This window comes from Desulfosporosinus sp. FKB (assembly GCF_002196705.1).
Classification (GTDB): domain Bacteria; phylum Bacillota; class Desulfitobacteriia; order Desulfitobacteriales; family Desulfitobacteriaceae; genus Desulfosporosinus.
Map to the genome: position 1 here is coordinate 114,716 of NZ_NADJ01000037.1, position 14,440 is coordinate 129,155.

The following is a 14,440-nucleotide window of genomic DNA, read 5'->3' on the forward strand; positions in this document are numbered from 1 at the left end:
AAGTTTTTGCTGCCTATTGATTGGAAAAATTATATACATAAGCATTTGCCGATAAAAACTTTAATCTGTTGCAAATTATCCAACCATGAAAATCAACCCTCAGTCGGCAAAGCCTTGAACTACAGGCTATCTTTATTAGATTTCAACCTTAATAAAGGCTTCTTAGCCTTTACCATTTAACCCCTAAATCAAGCTGGATATTTTTGAATATATTTGCCGAAATATGTGTTACATTGGGGTCCATTTCAAAAGTATCCCATTGGGGTGTTCCACCGAGTAAAAGGTTAAACCATTTCTCCCTATCTTTTAAAGTCTTATAAATACTCTCATCGATTGTATTTTTAATATAAGGATAAAACACGTCCAGTGTTTCTTTTCCGCCCTCATCACGGAGCTTTGAGATGAGGCTATTTATTCTATCAATTCGTCCAACACGTTGTTCCATTGATGCCGGATTCCATTCCAAATCATAATGAATAATTCTTTTACATTCTACCTGTAAGTCAACGCCCTCTTGCATTGTAGGAGTAGCAATTAGAACCTGGGGATAAAACGGGGTATTAAACCCTGCTTTGATTCTTTCCCGCGCTTCTATTTTGGTTGCCCCTGTGATTATTGATACAACATCACTGCTTTTTAGTCCGAGAAGCATGGCCTCTCGAGTTGCTGAAGGGGCCTTCAAATAATTGTCTATAAATCTATTATAAGCTTCTTCCCAGTCAAGTAAATCGCCACGTTTGAAGGTCTTATTAATACAAAAGCTGTCATCCTTATCGGGATATTTTACATTGTTATTGCGAAGTTCAATATAGAAGCGTTTATCTTTTCGCAGAAAACTAATCATTGAGCCTACTAACTCAACACGTTCAGTTGGATTAATTTTATTTAAATATGAAGCATACCGAACCCAAACCCCTTGGTAAGACATGATATTCTCAATTACCCTTAATGAAATGTTTCTTAGTTCATTGGCAGAGGCATCGCCCGATTCTATTTCTTCTTCATTTTGTATTAAGTTTAATCCCATTTCAATGTATTGGCCATTTAAAATATTTTGTATTGTTTCAAACCACGCCTCTGATTCTTTCTTAACTAAGCTCCTCCAATTAGTAATTTTAGCCAAAGTATATTTGAATACTACATGTTCGATTATTCTTTTTAGATACATGTAGTTTGCTTTCACGGTAGAATTGTACCTGACATATAATCTTGAAACTTCTTCCGAGATATCAGAGGGCTTGGGTAGTATGCTCTTTTGCCGGTTACAAAGTTTAATTGTAGGTATTAATACTGAATAAATATAGTTTTCTTGTAATAACAACCAAGACGAATCCTGTTTATTGTAAAATCTTCTGCAGTAATTTTCAAAGCCCCTCAATCCATTATCCGGAAATAAACGGTTAATGTCTGCCAAATAGGACTTATTTAGCCTATTAGATATATTTCTTTGAAGCTCTAAAATAGTTTCTACTCTATCGCAGAAAATTAAAGTCTTCTCACCGTTTTTCAAATTAGCAACAACTTCGTTGGTAACTGTATTTATTTTCGGATGTCTTATTTGCTTAATATTCATTGCCCTTAGCATACTGAGCGCAGGCAAATCTCTTTCGTAAATAATTGTTTTTGAGGCAGTGTGAAAAGAAGAAGTAAATGACTGCTTAACATTGGCTATAAAAGTTCTATCACCACGGGCTAGAATTTCATGAATAGCTTTTTCCATCAAAGCAAAGGGCAAGTAGGATTCTTTTGTGAGTGGTATTCCGTTTGTTTGCCCCGGATCCATAGCTCCAATAATTTCTCTACGATATTCATCTTTCCTCTTAACATTTCTAACTATAAGGGTTCTCATAATTTCTTCTAGGTGCTTTTTCTGTTCGCAAAGGGATAAGTAAACCTGATAAGTTTCTTCAACGTCACAATTAATTTCCTTTACATGGTTGCCACTTATTAATTGTTCGAGAATGTAATTATCCGTTATACTTAGGTTTTTTACATATTGCTCAAATTCGTTTGTTTGACCAATGTACTTTTGCATTTCGATAAATAAGGATTTAACTTTATCCTTAAATCTGGTTATCTCTTCTTTTGATACTCTTCCAGCCTCAAATAAACGCATTATAGATTTTAATTCCCCTTCACTCAATTGAAAAGGGGTTGCGGTTAGGAAGATCGCCTTATCAAAATGCTTATATAAGGCACTTTCTAAGGACTGTCTCTTAACCGTATTCTCATTTTTCATTTTATGAGCTTCATCTAAAACGAGCAGAGACGCATTGGGGATGATTGAATTAATTACCTTTTGCCTTAATTCCTCAACTTTTTCGCGTATATAATCGACTTTTTCCTGACTAATTTTCCCCCACGACACATCAACTTTGTCTAAATTCTGGTACCACGACTCATCTATATCTTGGTACGAAATTCCCATATCACTAAACTCAGAGGGGTCTTTTAGGCTTGTATCTCCTATTAAAGCATCTAATACTTTTTCCCTTGTTCTTCCCCAAAATCGTTTGTGTTTAAACCAACAAGATAGGAAGAAGGTTTTTTCGTATTTCCAGCCCTTAGACGCAAATACATTCATAGGAATTAGTAATACCTTAGCACGTTTAGATTTATCGACAATCTCGCTGATATAAGAAGGATAAGAGGAATAACCTTCTTCTATCTTCGCAACTTGATTTATCCCTATTAAAGAGCTGTTCTTATTGAGGTTAACTTCAATGAAATTTCTAATATCCTCATACCATTTGCTATTTAGAAGCCAATTGGGCGTCACAATTATGACAGCTTTCTTGGGAAAAATACTCAAATAATATACCGCAGTCGCAAAAGCAACGTAGGTTTTCCCCATCCCTACATCGTCACCGAGGATAACCCCTGGTGATTCTTCCAAAATATTTATTAGAGTGGCGCACGTTTTGGTTTGAAGATCCGCCGATTTTTTATCGATGCTTTTTGCCAGCTCAAATAGTTTGTTTAATTCTTCGGTGACCATATGCTACCCCACCAGTCCGTATGCTTTTAACATAACTTGATATTGATTTCGATAACTTCCTTTTGAAGTTTTAACAATCCTCTGAACCGTTTTTATAGCTTCTTGCATTATGTCATTCAGCAGCCGATTCTTGTAATCTTCTGTTAACCAATCATCTTGGTATTCTATGTGTTCTATCACATTCCAAATTTCTACCAGTAGTAAAAATGTCTCTTCTTCTCCGGTAACGCCCTGCTTGAAATCACTCAATATCATATTAACCAGATTTTTTATACCAATCGGCGCAGAAATATAGTTATTAAACGACGTTTCTGTGTAATACGGCAACTCTAACCCTTGTTTCAGAGCATCAAGAGCTTTAAAAAACCTCTGTAGGTTTTGTCTGAAAAATACCGTTATGGCAGCAGTCTTATCTTCGTATCTGCCTATGCTTAACTTTTTTAAGCGTTCGAGTTCGGTAAGACTTTTATATTTGCCAGCTAAATAATCAATAATATCCTTCATTTCCAAGCTAAAGGTGATCTTTAAGTCTTCGGTCTCAATGCCTTCCTTATTGGGAATTAAAATTGGTACAAAAAATGTGTATTCTTTACAAACCACCTTAAGATCCTGTGGCTTTTTTAAGGAAAAGTTTATTATACGTTTCTCAGTTACCCTTTCGTCCAGTGTCATTATCAAATGACCGTTATAGTATATCCCACAAGGGATAGCCATCTTGTTAATATTAAATTGAATTACTAAATTAGTTCCATCGTAAATAGCACTGTCTATAAAACAAACAGGTATTTTAGCCTGTTCGACTGGTTCTACAAAGGACAACATATCAACCGATACTTTGGTGCAATTCGGTATTAATAACTTTGACTTTGTATAATTCAAAACACCAATTTCAATATTTCTTAAATCTCGCTCATTTGATCTCATTGCATTGTTGGTAAAATTAACCGAACCGCTTAGATAAAGGTTATAACCATTATCAAATTCGGCGTAAATTAATTTCGCATGTAAAGTCCTCGGAATGGGCTCCCCGTCTTCTCGCTCCCACTCCTTAGTAACAACGAACAACCCTATATCATCTTTGTATTTCTTGGTTATCTCCCCAAAAATACCTACAGGAGCGTTTACCATATATTGCTCTCCCTGTTTGTTAGCCGGAAAGCAGATCTTCATTTTAACATTTGGATATTGTAATTTAACCTCATCAATGAAGGACATGAGCAATGTGCTTTCGAGTTCCTGTTCCCTATCGTTTTCATAAAAAGGAGACAAAACCGTAATAGCTTTACATTTCCCACGACAATTCTTTAATTCTTCCAATATCCTAGAAAAGACACTTTGTTTTGCACAAGTAGATAAGACTTTCGGAAATCCGTTAGTAAATGAGCATTTCCCTAAAAACTTCATTATTTCCTGTACCGCGATAAGCTTATCCAATCCATATGTTACATTCATAAACATAAGAATGTGGTTAAGTTCCTCCGAAATTGAGTTTGACCCATCCAGATACAAATCCCCATGCCAGATAAGTTCTGCATTATAACAAAAACCCGATTTTGTGATATTTCCCGAAGCGATAATAACTCTTAGGAAATCCTTAAATAACAGCATAAAGCATTTAGGATGAAATGTTTCCGAGTTAACTACAACATGGTCATATAAAAAGGTTCTTCCACCGTTAAATTGTTTGGCATCCGATATAACCCCTACAGGTATTTCTTTTAACTTAAGGGCAATTTGATTTCTGAACTTAAGTTCATTTTCATTTGGATCAGCTTCAATCCCTAAGAAAGCGGGTAGAATATGCTGTTCAAATAGTTCAGGATCAAATCCATATGTCATAAATAAAGCAGCTAGGGGTAAGTTGCCTCCACTATCCAATAACTCAAAAATGTCAGTGTACTTTATCATATTTGCCACCCTGTGTCCTCAATTAGAGTCATGATATTGGGTACCTTGTAACTATGAAGGTAAAGTAAATCTTCCGTTTTCTTTGGATAATCGTATCCCGTCGTTACAATTAGGTTTGTTCCATCTATGTAAATCCAAGAGCCCCCACCGCGTCGCTGCATAACATTATTGTGGTATTTAACCAAATGGATAATAAATTCTCCGTAATCCCCACTTTGCAGGTTTAAGGTATTCCATAATAGATTTTGAAAATCCGAACCATGATAGCTCTCTATTATTTCCGAATAATTATTTCTGGTTACTAGTTCCTTTATTATGTTCGTCTCAAAAATACTGTTTAAGTGCTCTTTACAAGCTGCAACACATCGAGATACCGGAAGGACCCCAAAAGTTTCATCAGCTGCTTTAATAAATGCACACCATAAACGGTTGAATACAATTGCTAAATTCTCAAAGGCCAAAATGGTTTTATAACCTTCTATCACCATTTGCTCCGGCTCAGTTGAAGCTGGGCTACTTACAATGTTTTTTATCGTTTCAAGTACATTGTCATTTTCGAAATCGTAACACTGAAAAATATAACGCACTGCCACATTATTCTTGGAATTATCGAGAATATATTCTCTTAGTAAGGCCCTCTCATCAGGATGAAAGTTGTTATAACTAAAGCTATCCAAACTTGTATGATATCCTAAAGATTTTAATGAAGCTCTCCCTTCCCGTTCTACAACCTTTTGTTCACTTATGGCCTTTAAAACCAAACGATCGTATATACCATTGTCAACAAAAGCCTTGGCTAATTTGGCTCCTTTGTGGGTTAAATTTAGCGATGAATCTACTAATTCAAGAGATTCCATACTTGTCCTATATGCGCCCAGCCCCCCCCAATTCTAGTTGTCTTGTAAGGAATTGAAATTCTTTCCCTAGCACTTGCAAACCATCTTGATGTGCCTTCAAAGCCCCACGTTTACCCCGAAATTCTCTTTCTTTACCGTCACGTTCCATAAGTTTTCCATCATGATGAGATACTATTGCTCTTGCCCAATATTTCTCGTAGATCTTAAATATCTCCATTACATCTTTTTCGTAGAAAGGTTTATTCAAAGATAGTAAATATTTTCTTGAAATGTAAATACCGTAGCAAACCATGCCATAGTATCTTGCACGAGAAGTCCTCGTTGTAAAGCTTGGTAGTACAATGTTACCTAACAACTGTGCAAAATAATCAAATGCCAACGGATCCGTAACACTCGATTCATTTTCCAAAGGCGCATATTTTGTCCAGGACAAATTGAAGTCGATCATTCTCATTTCTCCCTAAAAACTACCCTTTAGCTTGATTAATCAGATCCTGCCAACCTTCATAAATCATAACCATAGCCAGAGTGTCCAACTCGCAATATTGCAGTAGTGCTTTTTGAATTTCTGAACGCTCGTACTCGGACATTTCCTCAAACTGCATCCTGGCGTAAGCGGTTAAAGCTGCCCCACCATCACGCAACTCGTTACTATCGCTCAATAGAAGGTCAAAATCCTTTTCCGATATATCCTGAAACATATTGGGTAGTAACTTATAAGGGTCAAGGACTCGTCCATCTATAAACTTAATCCATTGCCATTCTTTGTAGTTCATACTGGGAATGCCATCATCGGCACCATAAATAGGGTCTGCATATTTTCTTTGGAGGAATTGTGAACTGTTAAGGATTGCAGGCAGGACCTGTTTAATAGAATTTGAGCCCTTGGTAGCCGGATCATAATAATATCGCTTGACCAATTCGCACATGTCAATCATGCTGCGATTACCTTCCCAATGATCATCGCTACTTTCCACAGAGTGTGTAATGGTACGAATAAACCCGCAAAGGGACTCCCGATCTGGAATATCATTGGTATCCTGCATGAGTTGCCGGTAAATAAGATTTAAGTAAGTGTTTTCGTGTGCTGCGTAACGGAAAATGCTCCCCTGGTCTTCACTCAGTTCCTTCTTTAACCTTCGAATGAAATCATAGTTGGGAAATACCCCCGGTACCGCGTTAAGATAATGTCCACGGTGTTCAATTCGCCCATCCTCATGTACGACATGATGCGAAAACTGAAAGGCGATCCCTTCGTAAGGATACCTTCCCTTATTAAAGGGGATGGCCACCATCGTTGTTTCAAAATCGATAAAGTGCAAGGGATACACCCAGTTACGCATTTCCTGGTATAGATTTTCCCAATCAATCCAATAAGACATATCCTTGCCTTGTGCCTTTGTTACCTGAAGCCACTGCCTTTCACTTGCCGAGATGCCTTGTCTACCATCGGCTCTTGGATTAATATCATCCCTTGAAATATCCGTGATTTTAATCTTTCCTTCGTGGAGGCAACGTTCCTTCCTACGGAAATTCCAGATCTCAAATATGGTCGAGTCCTTAAAGTCTTTATCCTTCCAGCCCAAATTCTCCTTCCAACACTCATGGAAGCCGCTTTTCAGGTCTTGTTCTAGTTCGCTGTCCGTTGCTTTAAACTCGCAATCACCGCAATTGACAGTTGGCTGAGAAATAATTTTTTTATCCTTGGCATAGTGATCAGCCAAAAAGTTCACATACTCTTCGAAGGTCCCTGGTTGAGTACCAACATTAAAATCTTCGGTGTAGATAAAGGTGCAACAAGAATCTACCTTAATCTTGGTAAGTATCTTTTCTGCAAGGTCCTCAGCTGCTAATTTTGAAGACACCATGACTTTCTTTCTGCCATCCTCGTCCTTGGTTATTTTGAATTTCTGATTAAGGCCGTCTGTTGGACACAGGGCATTTTTATTGGCCATCATTAAATGGGCGGACACTGTATAGCCCGGAAAAGCGTGTTGTATTACATGCTTCTGGAAAGCAACATCAGCTAAGTATGGTTTCCAAGTGGAACTGATTGACCCATTTTTATTATAAAACGCCGCATCAGAATCTCCGTCGAACGACTTGGCCTTGACCTCAAAAAGCTCAAAGTGATATTTGTTTTTCACCAGAATATCCGCACGGATAAAAAGATTCTCAAAGCGAATAGCCGCTTCATATATGATTACATGGTCCTTTTTTAGCAAATCATTAGTCTGTTCTAGGGCCTCCGCATAATCTAAGGTTCTTATCTCGTATCCGCCGGGAAAATAACATTTAGCCAATTCCCCAACCTGGAAGCCACCGTCAGCCAAAGCTAATAGAAAAGGATCTTCAATTTTTTGGTTAACATATTCCGGCTTATTTGCATAAAACAGTTTGGTAGGACATTCTAATGCCAATTTAAAGCGAGATTTTGTTAAATATCTGGCCTTCATGATAATTCCTCCGCATGGTTAAAGAAAATTATTTGTACTTTACCAGGCAAGATTATGTAAATGTCAGGCATTGGCTTTCCTGGTTTTGTAGAATCCTCTTAGACTGAATACCCAAAATCCTGAAGCCTATTTCTACAAATCTCTCTCTCGGTATCTGTAAAAAGCTCTGTATATTCAGGCTTTAAAACAAGTGCCTCGACAGATAAATCTAATCTTTTGTGTTCCCATAATATTTCAAAGCCATATGTTCCACCTTCTTTAGAAATCAATTGTTTTGCCGCTTGAAGTCCACCTTTTTGTGCAACTAACTGCATAAATCTTGTTGCATTATAACCGAGTTCCTTTTTGGCGATAACATATATATTTTTCATATCCTCATTAAATCGGTTTTCCAACATCCCCACGATAACCCCTCCTGTTCAATCTAAGCTCAAATGCCTCTTTCATTTAACATTTCTATTACTTCTTCCGCCGATAAACCAGTTTCTTTGATTACCTTATTTGCAAACGATTTAGCGCCAGAGCGATAATTGATTGCCCCCGTAATAATCGCATTGCAACCTTCCCGAAGCTGAACCCAGGACATGTGCTTATCCGTTCTAATCTGCTTAATAGCACTCCAAACATCAATTTCGTCTTCTATGTTTTCCGAACCGTTCCTTTGGTTGTTCTGCTCGATAAAATCGTGACCTTTTTTGCTTATATAATAGGTGGCCTACCATCTCGCATAGGATGATGCAATTCAGGCCTGTCTCCTAGCTCCTCGCCAGTAACAATGCATCTATTAACTGCAGCTCTACATGTTTGCTTAGCCGTACCTCCCAGTAAAAATCTGTCTGTTGCTGAAGATTCTGCAGAAACCCATTGTTTTAGGGAATTTAGCAGTAGAGAAAATGCCCTAAATTCATCTGGTAATAATTCTTGCATATGAGGGGGCAATGGATTAGACTGCAGAAAATCTTTTACGGGTCCGTCTTCATTTGCCATTATGGACGCATGTTTGTTTAGTAAGGTTCCTATTTCTTCCAAGATACTGTCAAATACCTCACGAGTAATTTTTACGTTAAGAACATCAAGGTCCTGCTCTTTAATTAAATTCTCATAGTAAGTTATGTACTCTGCCATTAGGCTTACTTTTTCTTGCTTCGACAAAACGGTTTCACTTTTGTACCTTGTATAGGCCATCCAATTATCCCTCTCTTATAGCTCGGATATTACTAGCTTTTTACTCTAACGGTTCCTTAATTTGATTATGTTACCTGGTAAAGCCTCGAACAGGTCCGGATAATGGCCGCACCTAGCCCTTATCTGGTTGTACTGAGCCTTCCCACCATCTTTCTGGCGATATAACCCTCGATTAAAAATCTCATCTGCGAGAACAGCTGCGTGCATTGAATTATGGTCTACTCCCGAAAGTACAATTCTCATTGCCTCTTGCAGTGTGTATTTTGGCGTTTCCGTATTCATTTCCACAGAACCCATAGTAGGTTCATATTTTAGAATAATATAGACGGGTTGGTTGTCTTTAAGTAGGACCACCTTTCCGTTTCGCTCAACTGTCTGAAATACAGAATCGGCATCCGATGTAATCTGCTCAAAGGGAATAAGGCTGTCTAATTTAACTTCCATTACTTATCACCTCGGAATAAAGGTATCAATTTCCAGGCTTTTTGTCAATATATTTGTACGTACAAAACGAATTATTGTATGAACAAAACTGTGCTTGTTTCTTGAAACTGTTAGTATCCTATAAGGACATAGTACAAGAATTTCAATATTAGCAGTTTAAGAGCCTTGTTCATTACAGACGGACTTCAAAATATGTTTGTTTCTTTTGCCTTTAGCACAATTATACTGATATAATCTTGCTATATTACAAAATATTTAAAAGGCAGGGTCACAACATGAGTAAAATTGTAGCATTTATCGGTAGTCCAAGAAAAAACGGATATACCTCTAAACTAATTCAGGAAGTAATCAAAGGAGCTCAATCAAAAGGCGCTGAAGTAAAAATCTACGACCTTAACGATGAAGGTATCAAGGGCTGTCAAGGCTGTTTCTATTGTAGGAGTCATGAAGGCTGCGCTACTAAAGATTATTTACAACCAATGTATGAGGATATAAAAAATGCTGACGGTGTTATTTTTGGCTCACCCATTTATTTCATGCAAATCTCAGGACAATCCAAGCAGTGGCTTGATAGAATGTACCCTATGCTTGAAGGCACTGGATTCCCATTCCAAGCCCGTTATCCTGGAAAAAAAGCAGTTACAATTTTCTCACAAGGAAACGCGAATAAAGATGCGTTTCAAGCTACTATCCAGTTCGTCAATGGTGCCTTCTCCGCGTTCGGTTGGGAGCTTACAGATAGCTTGCTTTGTTCACATACAGGTTCGCCTGATTTCAGACTCTCGGATGAATTATTAGAACAGGCATTTACTGCAGGAGAGTTACTTACTAAATAAGGAATACATTCCTAGTAAATTTTCATTTCCACTTAAAACCAATTCCATCACCGAAATTAGATTCAGTTCTTAATCTAATTTCGGTGGTTTTTTGTATGTACCTAACCAGCGGTTTGATAAGATGTAGAATGAAAGCTCTGGTGTTTTCAAGGTTTCAACATTCATTCAAATCTTATACAAAAACCACTTACAACTACTCAATTCGTACTTCAGCTGAAATTGCTTCATTAGCCCGTGAACCTCGCTCTGACACTCATAGACCTTCACACGGTTTCCAGCAAGCTTTTCTTCAGAGATTCTAATAATCATCTCAACCTTAACAACATTGCCTTCATGCCGGAAGCGAATCGGACGCGGTGTACCGGGGATATCAAACCATGCTACCATTTCAATGGGAGCCATAACGACCTTCATCTTAACCACACTTCGCCCAATCACCCGTGATACACTCGGTGCATCCCCCGATATGCAACAGTTTGTTCCGACACACTGGGCATTGATCGTGGACAATTAACCATTCTTCGCAGGGTTCCATGCAATACAATTTTCGCCCGCAGTCTTCACAAACGTCTCTCATAGCTATCCCCTCTCAGTACATGTATTTGGTATTAATCGAACTTGTGTTCTATTATATCCATATACTGAAGGAATATCAATGGAAAATCTTTTCTACTATAATTTTATCAGCTCTCGAAGACAAAACGTTGCGGGCTGAACTAACGCTTTTGTACCGTCGGTATCATTATTGACATGGTGACTCTTTTAAGTATAAAAATAAAGCGCTCGCAAGGAAGCAACCTAACCCTACGAGCGCTTTATACGTGGATTTTACGACTTGACTACCGTACCATCCCTAAAGGTAACCTGAATATTATCTGTAGCGTAGACAGTGACTTTATCAATAACCGCAAACCAAAGTTTCTCGTCAAACTCTGTCAAAATAGAATCCTGCTGTAACACCGTATCAAGAAATGTATCCAATTGTTCTCGTTTTATTCGATGGGCTTCACGATGATCTTCGTTCTTTTTAATCCCATCCTTAGCCTTCTCATATCGCTTTACAAGTCCATTATAGCGTTGTTGATATTCCAATTGATCCAAGCCTAAGCGTGAATTCTCATCGACACATTTTCGAATCAGCTCTGTAACCAGGGTAAGCTCGTGATGCAAATCTTCAGTTCGAACATCCAAAGAAGCGGTATCCGTCAGCACCCGCTTTATCATTTTACAGTTCTCTATAAGCTCATCTTTATTACTAATCAATTGGTTCATGGAATTCAAAAATAATTGCTTCAGGGTGTCTTCATAAACATGAGGGGTACCACATTTTTGGGGACCTTTAAACTTATGGTTACATTGCCAAATCGTTCGCCGGTATTTGCTGGTGGAGTGCCAAACTTTTGAACCAAAGAAACTTCCGCACTCTCCGCAAACGATTTTACTAGAGAAACAGTTTGCCCCACTGTGATGTCCAGCGTTTTCTTTTCGCCGTTTCATCTCAAATTGGACCATATCGTATACATCCGGCTCAATAATCGCCGGATGACTGTTTTCTACATAATACTTGGGAATCTCTCCCTCGTTAACTTTTTTCTGCTTCGTGAGAAAGTCTACTGTAAAGGTCTTTTGAAGGAGCGCATCTCCTCTGTATTTCTCGTTGGTAAGAATACTTTCGACCGTACTGACCTGCCATTTCTGTTTACCCGACGGAGTTGGAATTCCATTTTGAGTGAGATGATTTGCAATACCTGACGGGGTCTTTCCTTCTAGGAAAAGCCGATAAATCAGCCGTACGGTGGCGGCTTCTGATTCTACAATCTTTGGCAGACCATCATTACCCTTTTCGTAACCAAGGAACTGCTTATAGGGCAGGCTGACCTTCCCGTCGGCAAAACGCTTTCGTTGACCCCAGGTTACGTTTTCAGAGATACTTCGGCTTTCCTCTTGTGCCAGGCTCGACATAATTGTGATCAATAGTTCGCCTTTTGAATCGAGGGTAAAGATATTTTCCTTTTGAAAGTAGACTTCAACGCCTTTTTCCTTGAGTTGACGGACGGTTGTTAACGTATCGACGGTGTTACGAGCAAACCGTGACACCGATTTAGTAATAATGAGGTCGATTTTGCCGACAAGGGCATCGGCAATCATCCGTTTGAAGCCATCCCGTTTCTTAGTGCTTGTTGCCGAAATGCCTTCGTCCGTATAAACAAGGACAAACTCCCAGTTCTCGTTTTCCTGGATATAGCGGGTGTGATAATCAACTTGGGCTTCATAGCTTGAAAGTTGCTCTTCGTTATCCGTCGAAACTCGGGCGTATGCTGCAACTCGTTTTTTTGCTATGCCCCCAACCTGAAGCGGGGAAAATGCGGAGACTGTTGGTGGTATGATCGTAACTGCTCTTGCTGCTCTCATTTATTTTCCTTCCTTCGTTGTAGTTCTCTATCCCGTGCTTGCTGTTTTGAGTCTTCAGTCCACCTCTCAGTTCGAGGCCGGTCTTGCCAAACTCGTTTGATTTGCTGTCCATCTTGAAAAACAAAAACCAGAGTATTAAACTCTGGCACAATAATTTCTCGTATCACCTTTTTAAAAATCGTCTCATCAAACTCTGAAAGCCCCAGGACCTCGGCAGTAATGCTAAACAATATTTCGTCGGGGATTTGCTTGGCATGGCAGGCAGCTTTCCCTTCTTTAAGAAAGGTTGAACAATTCCAGGACACTCTGCCGTGATTAATCTTACGTTTATAGTTTTTGCCACAATGAGGACATCGAATCACCCCTGAGAACGGGTACCGCTGAGTTGTCGGATGTTTGGCAGCCGCTTTTTTCTTATGGAGTTCATAGATAACCTGTGCCCGTCGAAAGATCTCTTCATTAATAATGCCTTCATGAGTTTCTTGGGCGTAATACATGGGAAGCTGACCGCGATTCCACTTGAGGATTTTCGTTAGGTGATCCGATACATATCTCTTTTGTAGGAGAGCGTTACCAGCATATTTCTCATTTTTGATCATATCGATGATCCGTTTGCTTGACCACTTCCCTCCGAATTTTGTTGCAATCCCCTCAGCTTGAAGCCTGCGGGCGATCGACACGGTACTTTTGCCGTTAATATAATCATGGAAAACTGAGCGAACAACCTCTGCTTCCTTGGGATCGATTTCCATTTCGCCCTTCACGATACGGTACCCGAACATAAAACGCAAATTGACGATCTCGCCCTCTTCAAATTGCTTTCGTATCCGCCACTTGAAGTTTTCGCTAACCGAATGGCTTTCCTCTTGAGCAAACGAAGCGAGGATGGTCAGCATCAGCTCGCCATCCCCGCTAAGTGAGTGAACATTTTCTCGTTCAAAATAAACATCCACATTCATCGCTTTCAACTCTCGGACGACTTCCAGCATGGTCACGGTGTTGCGAGCTAAACGTGAAATGGATTTTGTGATCACCATATCGATAAGACCGGCACGACAATCCGCGAGAAGTTTTTGGAATTGTTCTCGATCGTCTTTAGTTCCGGTTAATGCCTCATCTGCATAGACACCGACATATTGCCAGTCGGGATGATTCTGAATATAGTCGCTGTAATAGCTGACCTGAGCCGAGAGCGAATGGAGCATGGCATCTTTGTTGCTGGAGACTCGGGCATAGGCAGCCACACGCTTTTTCTTAGGCAGAATCGGCTTTGTGGGTGTCACGAGCTTGATGATTCGTTCCATAGAAAGCCCTCCTTTCAGTATCACATACTACCGCGACTAC

General features: G+C 39.1%; 12 protein-coding genes. 1 reads left to right on the plus strand and 11 read right to left on the minus strand.

The window, feature by feature from the left end; genetic code table 11:
• Positions 1 to 169 precede the first annotated feature (169 nt).
• The 8 genes from B5Y67_RS15605 to B5Y67_RS15640 form a co-directional block, all read right to left on the minus strand.
• Complete coding sequence (locus B5Y67_RS15605; RefSeq protein WP_088227351.1) at positions 170 to 2,998, minus strand: helicase-related protein; 2,829 nt, start codon at positions 2,996 to 2,998, stop codon at positions 170 to 172.
• 3 nt (positions 2,999 to 3,001) lie between these two features.
• Entirely contained in the window at positions 3,002 to 4,915 is a 1,914-nt protein-coding gene (locus B5Y67_RS15610) for a hypothetical protein (protein WP_140419107.1), read from the minus strand.
• The gene (locus B5Y67_RS15615; protein ID WP_088227353.1) at positions 4,903 to 5,763 is read right to left on the minus strand and encodes a hypothetical protein; all 861 of its coding nucleotides are present in this window, start codon (positions 5,761 to 5,763) and stop codon (positions 4,903 to 4,905) included. The genes B5Y67_RS15610 and B5Y67_RS15615 overlap by 13 nt, the downstream gene beginning before the upstream one ends.
• A gap of 7 nt (positions 5,764 to 5,770) precedes the next feature.
• Entirely contained in the window at positions 5,771 to 6,211 is a 441-nt protein-coding gene (locus B5Y67_RS15620; RefSeq protein WP_088227354.1) for a hypothetical protein, read from the minus strand.
• Positions 6,212 to 6,230: 19 nt separating this feature from the next.
• On the minus strand, positions 6,231 to 8,219 hold the full coding sequence (locus tag B5Y67_RS15625) for a DUF2779 domain-containing protein (protein ID WP_207652423.1): 1,989 nt from the start codon (positions 8,217 to 8,219) through the stop codon (positions 6,231 to 6,233).
• 98 nt (positions 8,220 to 8,317) lie between these two features.
• Complete coding sequence (locus B5Y67_RS15630) at positions 8,318 to 8,617, minus strand: hypothetical protein (protein ID WP_242976010.1); 300 nt, start codon at positions 8,615 to 8,617, stop codon at positions 8,318 to 8,320.
• A gap of 301 nt (positions 8,618 to 8,918) precedes the next feature.
• Positions 8,919 to 9,404, minus strand: coding sequence for a hypothetical protein (locus tag B5Y67_RS15635; protein WP_088227357.1), 486 nt, complete (start codon positions 9,402 to 9,404; stop codon positions 8,919 to 8,921).
• A 45-nt stretch (positions 9,405 to 9,449) separates the two neighbouring features.
• Complete coding sequence (locus tag B5Y67_RS15640) at positions 9,450 to 9,848, minus strand: hypothetical protein (protein ID WP_088227358.1); 399 nt, start codon at positions 9,846 to 9,848, stop codon at positions 9,450 to 9,452.
• A 275-nt stretch (positions 9,849 to 10,123) separates the two neighbouring features.
• Between B5Y67_RS15640 and B5Y67_RS15645 the strand changes: the two genes are divergently transcribed.
• Positions 10,124 to 10,684: a flavodoxin family protein gene (locus B5Y67_RS15645; protein ID WP_088227359.1), complete on the plus strand. Its 561-nt coding sequence runs from the start codon at positions 10,124 to 10,126 to the stop codon at positions 10,682 to 10,684.
• A gap of 165 nt (positions 10,685 to 10,849) precedes the next feature.
• Here the strand turns inward: B5Y67_RS15645 and B5Y67_RS15650 are convergent, their stop codons facing one another.
• From B5Y67_RS15650 to B5Y67_RS15660, 3 genes are all read right to left on the minus strand, one after another.
• Positions 10,850 to 11,194, minus strand: coding sequence for a hypothetical protein (locus B5Y67_RS15650; RefSeq protein WP_348982306.1), 345 nt, complete (start codon positions 11,192 to 11,194; stop codon positions 10,850 to 10,852).
• Between the two features lie 318 nt (positions 11,195 to 11,512).
• Positions 11,513 to 13,096 carry a recombinase family protein gene (locus B5Y67_RS15655; RefSeq protein WP_088227361.1) on the minus strand — a complete coding sequence of 528 codons (1,584 nt, stop codon included), beginning with the start codon at positions 13,094 to 13,096 and terminating at the stop codon, positions 11,513 to 11,515.
• Positions 13,093 to 14,400 carry a recombinase family protein gene (locus B5Y67_RS15660; protein ID WP_088227362.1) on the minus strand — a complete coding sequence of 436 codons (1,308 nt, stop codon included), beginning with the start codon at positions 14,398 to 14,400 and terminating at the stop codon, positions 13,093 to 13,095. Before B5Y67_RS15660 ends, B5Y67_RS15655 begins: the two co-directional genes overlap by 4 nt.
• Positions 14,401 to 14,440: the final 40 nt, after the last annotated feature.

Excerpts from the sequence above, each read along its gene's own strand:
- B5Y67_RS15625 (WP_207652423.1), bottom strand. The coding sequence starts at position 8,219 with ATGAAGGCCAGATATTTAACAAAATCTCGCTTTAAATTGGCATTAGAA.
- B5Y67_RS15605 (WP_088227351.1), bottom strand. The coding sequence starts at position 2,998 with ATGGTCACCGAAGAATTAAACAAACTATTTGAGCTGGCAAAAAGCATC.
- B5Y67_RS15645 (WP_088227359.1), top strand. The coding sequence starts at position 10,124 with ATGAGTAAAATTGTAGCATTTATCGGTAGTCCAAGAAAAAACGGATAT.
- B5Y67_RS15615 (WP_088227353.1), bottom strand. The coding sequence starts at position 5,763 with ATGGAATCTCTTGAATTAGTAGATTCATCGCTAAATTTAACCCACAAA.
- B5Y67_RS15655 (WP_088227361.1), bottom strand. The coding sequence starts at position 13,096 with ATGAGAGCAGCAAGAGCAGTTACGATCATACCACCAACAGTCTCCGCA.
- B5Y67_RS15630 (WP_242976010.1), bottom strand. The coding sequence starts at position 8,617 with ATGTTGGAAAACCGATTTAATGAGGATATGAAAAATATATATGTTATC.
- B5Y67_RS15640 (WP_088227358.1), bottom strand. The coding sequence starts at position 9,848 with ATGGAAGTTAAATTAGACAGCCTTATTCCCTTTGAGCAGATTACATCG.
- B5Y67_RS15660 (WP_088227362.1), bottom strand. The coding sequence starts at position 14,400 with ATGGAACGAATCATCAAGCTCGTGACACCCACAAAGCCGATTCTGCCT.
- B5Y67_RS15635 (WP_088227357.1), bottom strand. The coding sequence starts at position 9,404 with ATGGCCTATACAAGGTACAAAAGTGAAACCGTTTTGTCGAAGCAAGAA.
- B5Y67_RS15620 (WP_088227354.1), bottom strand. The coding sequence starts at position 6,211 with ATGATCGACTTCAATTTGTCCTGGACAAAATATGCGCCTTTGGAAAAT.